Here is a 2530-nt window from a genome sequence, read left to right as displayed (position 1 = left end):
GACCCGGGCCGACAGCCGGCGCCCCGGCCCCAAGCCGGGGAAGATCGCCCGGAGCCTGGAACTGCGCGCCTTCATCCAAGAGCATCTGGACCTGCGATGGAGTCCGGGGCAGATATGCCAGGCCCTGCGCACCCGCTTCCCCCAACGGCCGGAGCTGCACGTGGTCCACGAGACCGTCTACCAGGCCCTCTACCTCCAGGGCAGAGGCGAGCTAAGCCGCGAGCTCGCCAAGGCACTACGGACCGGTCGCGTCCGGCGCAAGCCCCGCCGCCAGGCCCAGCAGCGCCAGCCCCGCTTCCGCGACCCCATGGTGATGATCAGCGAACGACCCGCTGAAGCGGAGGATCGGGCCGTGCCAGGTCACTGGGAAGGCGACCTGATCATCGGCAAGGACGGCACCTCTGCCATCGGCACGCTCGTCGAGCGATCCACCCGCTACGTGATGCTGCTGCACCTGCCGAACGGCCGGGGCACCGAACCGGTCCGCGATGCCCTGGTCGAGACGGTCCAGACACTGCCCCTCCATCTGAAGCGGTCACTGACCTGGGACCAGGGCAGCGAGATGGGCCGTCACCGCGAGTTCACCGTTGCCAGCGCAGTCCCTGTCTACTTCTGCGACCCGGCCAGCCCATGGCAGCGCGGCTCCAACGAGAACACCAACGGGCTGCTGCGGCAGTACTTCCCCAAGGGCACCAACCTGTCCGTCCACACCCGTGAACACCTGGACGCGGTCGCCGCCGAACTCAACGGCCGCCCACGCAAAACGCTCGGCTGGGAAACCCCAGCCGAGCGGCTGCATAAACTCCTCACGGCCTGATCAACACGACCGTGTGTTGCGACGACCCCTAGAAAGCGCCTACCTTGTCAGGGGCCGTTCACCTGCGGTGGGTGTGGGATTTGAACCCACGGTGACTCGCGCCACGACGGTTTTCAAGACCGTGTACCACTTGACTTGCCTATTGAGTAATCCGATCCTCTGCCGGCACACCACGTATCGACTACTAGCGATTTTGGGCTTACCCAATGGGCCGTTCCTGATGGTGCGATCGGTTCGGTGCCGAATCTCCGTCCCCGGGTTGTGGACGTTGAACCGCATACAGGACCGGTATGCGTCCGTCAGTAGTCAGTGAGGTCCACGATCACATCGCAGTGCGGATCGTCGGAAGGTTTATGCAGATGTTCGTTCGCCAGGAACGCGGGGGAAACCATGGCACCGAGCAGGCCGGGCCCTGTATGGCTGATCAGCACGTCCACACCGTACGTACGATCCCGCTCAGGTGAACGGAAATAGAGGCGCATACAGTCGTCGCCCGTGATGACCGCCCCGATGAAGAGCGGCTTCCACGACACATGCATCGTGATGAAGGAACGAACGAGATCGAGCAGACGGGCTGTGGACGCCTGCTCGATGTCTGGTTCAGGAGAGTTCACAGCCTGGCCCATGCCGGACATCTATTTCCCCGCTGATTATGGCAGTACGCCGTGATGACGCCGATTTTCTGACCGCGACCGGCATTATAGTGGCCGTCCGGGGTTTTCTGCGTGTACTGCACGACAACGGTGATCTTCACCTGCCTCGGCCTCGGCCCCGTCTCGATCTCGACAGCGTCGTACCAGGTGACCGTGGTGATCGTTCCGGTCCACTCGGCCGTGCAGGGCCGCGTACAGGGTGGAGCACTTCTTGATGTTGTGACGACCGGTGAAGTGATACCAGCCCAGCTCCGAGTTGCCGTAGCGGGTGACGATATGCCTGCCCTCCGGGTCGTTCGTCTGACACTTGACCCGCTGGTCCCACGGGTGCGGTACTACGGGCATCGGAGCAGCGCTGGCAGTCCCCGCCATGAGCGAAGCGCCGAATGTGACGGCGGCAGCGAGCGTCATGATTTTCTTCATGAAGATGATCGCATCATCAACCTCCGATAATCAACAGGCGCCTATCGGACAAATTGTCAGATTGAGCAAAGACTGCTTTTCGTCTGAATTTCAACTGCCTGCAATGCAGACTCGCAGCAGCGCAAAGCGCGGACGAGTGCGGACCATCGCGGGATGTGAAAGGCGCACTGGCCCGAGGGCAAGCGCTGAGACCGCTTGCTTCGGAGAAGCCGCGCTGCTGGAGCTGATCACGGCGTCGACGATCCTCCCCGCCATCACCTACGGCTCTACGGTCGTCCTCTACTTGGCGGTGCGCGGTGGACTGGATCGCAGGAAGGGCGCGTTCGACCTCGGGCGCTTCGAACTTCCCGTCGCGATCTGCGCTCTGGTGTGGACCCTCGTAGCCCGCTTCGTGCTGGTGGCACCCCGGGATGCGCTCGTTTTCGTCGTGATCGTGGTCGGCCTGCTCGTCGCGGGCGGGCTGTTCTTCCTCTTCATGCTGAAATTCGACCGCGCGGCGCTGGAGACCGAGCCCGGAGACGTGGGTGCCTTCAAGTACTGATCTTCCGGATCTTCCGGAGTCCACCAGATCGTCCGATCCGGAGTCCACCAGATCGTCCGATCCGGAGTCCACCAGATCCTCCGAACCGGATCCGGA

At 63.2% G+C, this 2530-nt stretch carries 3 protein-coding genes and 1 tRNA gene; 2 read left to right on the top strand and 2 right to left on the bottom strand.

Going from position 1 to position 2530, the window contains the following annotated elements; translation table 11 throughout:
• A partial coding sequence (locus ACFWBT_RS42575; protein ID WP_385710084.1) for an IS30 family transposase occupies nt 1–817 on the top strand: 817 nt, incomplete at its 5' end.
• Nucleotides 818–885: 68 nt separating this feature from the next.
• Here the strand turns inward: ACFWBT_RS42575 and ACFWBT_RS42570 are convergent.
• Nucleotides 886–953 (bottom strand) — tRNA-OTHER (locus ACFWBT_RS42570).
• Between the two features lie 163 nt (nt 954–1116).
• A complete protein-coding gene (locus ACFWBT_RS42565) occupies nt 1117–1452 on the bottom strand; it encodes a hypothetical protein (RefSeq protein ID WP_385710081.1) in 336 nt (111 codons plus the stop codon).
• 388 nt (nt 1453–1840) lie between these two features.
• On the opposite strand from ACFWBT_RS42565, the gene ACFWBT_RS42560 reads away from it, so the two are divergent.
• Entirely contained in the window at nt 1841–2434 is a 594-nt protein-coding gene (locus ACFWBT_RS42560; RefSeq protein WP_385710078.1) for a hypothetical protein, read from the top strand.
• Nucleotides 2435–2530 lie beyond the last annotated feature (96 nt).

Origin of the sequence: Streptomyces sp. NPDC060027 (assembly GCF_042737005.1) — a bacterium.
GTDB lineage: Bacteria > Actinomycetota > Actinomycetes > Streptomycetales > Streptomycetaceae > Streptomyces.
Note: the sequence above shows the minus strand (reverse complement) of the source record. Positions and strands in the feature narration are given on the sequence as shown.

What these genes read in the sequence shown, in the direction of transcription:
- ACFWBT_RS42565 (WP_385710081.1), bottom strand. Translation starts at nt 1,452, where the DNA reads ATGTCCGGCATGGGCCAGGCTGTGAACTCTCCTGAACCAGACATCGAG.
- ACFWBT_RS42560 (WP_385710078.1), top strand. Translation starts at nt 1,841, where the DNA reads ATGAGCGAAGCGCCGAATGTGACGGCGGCAGCGAGCGTCATGATTTTC.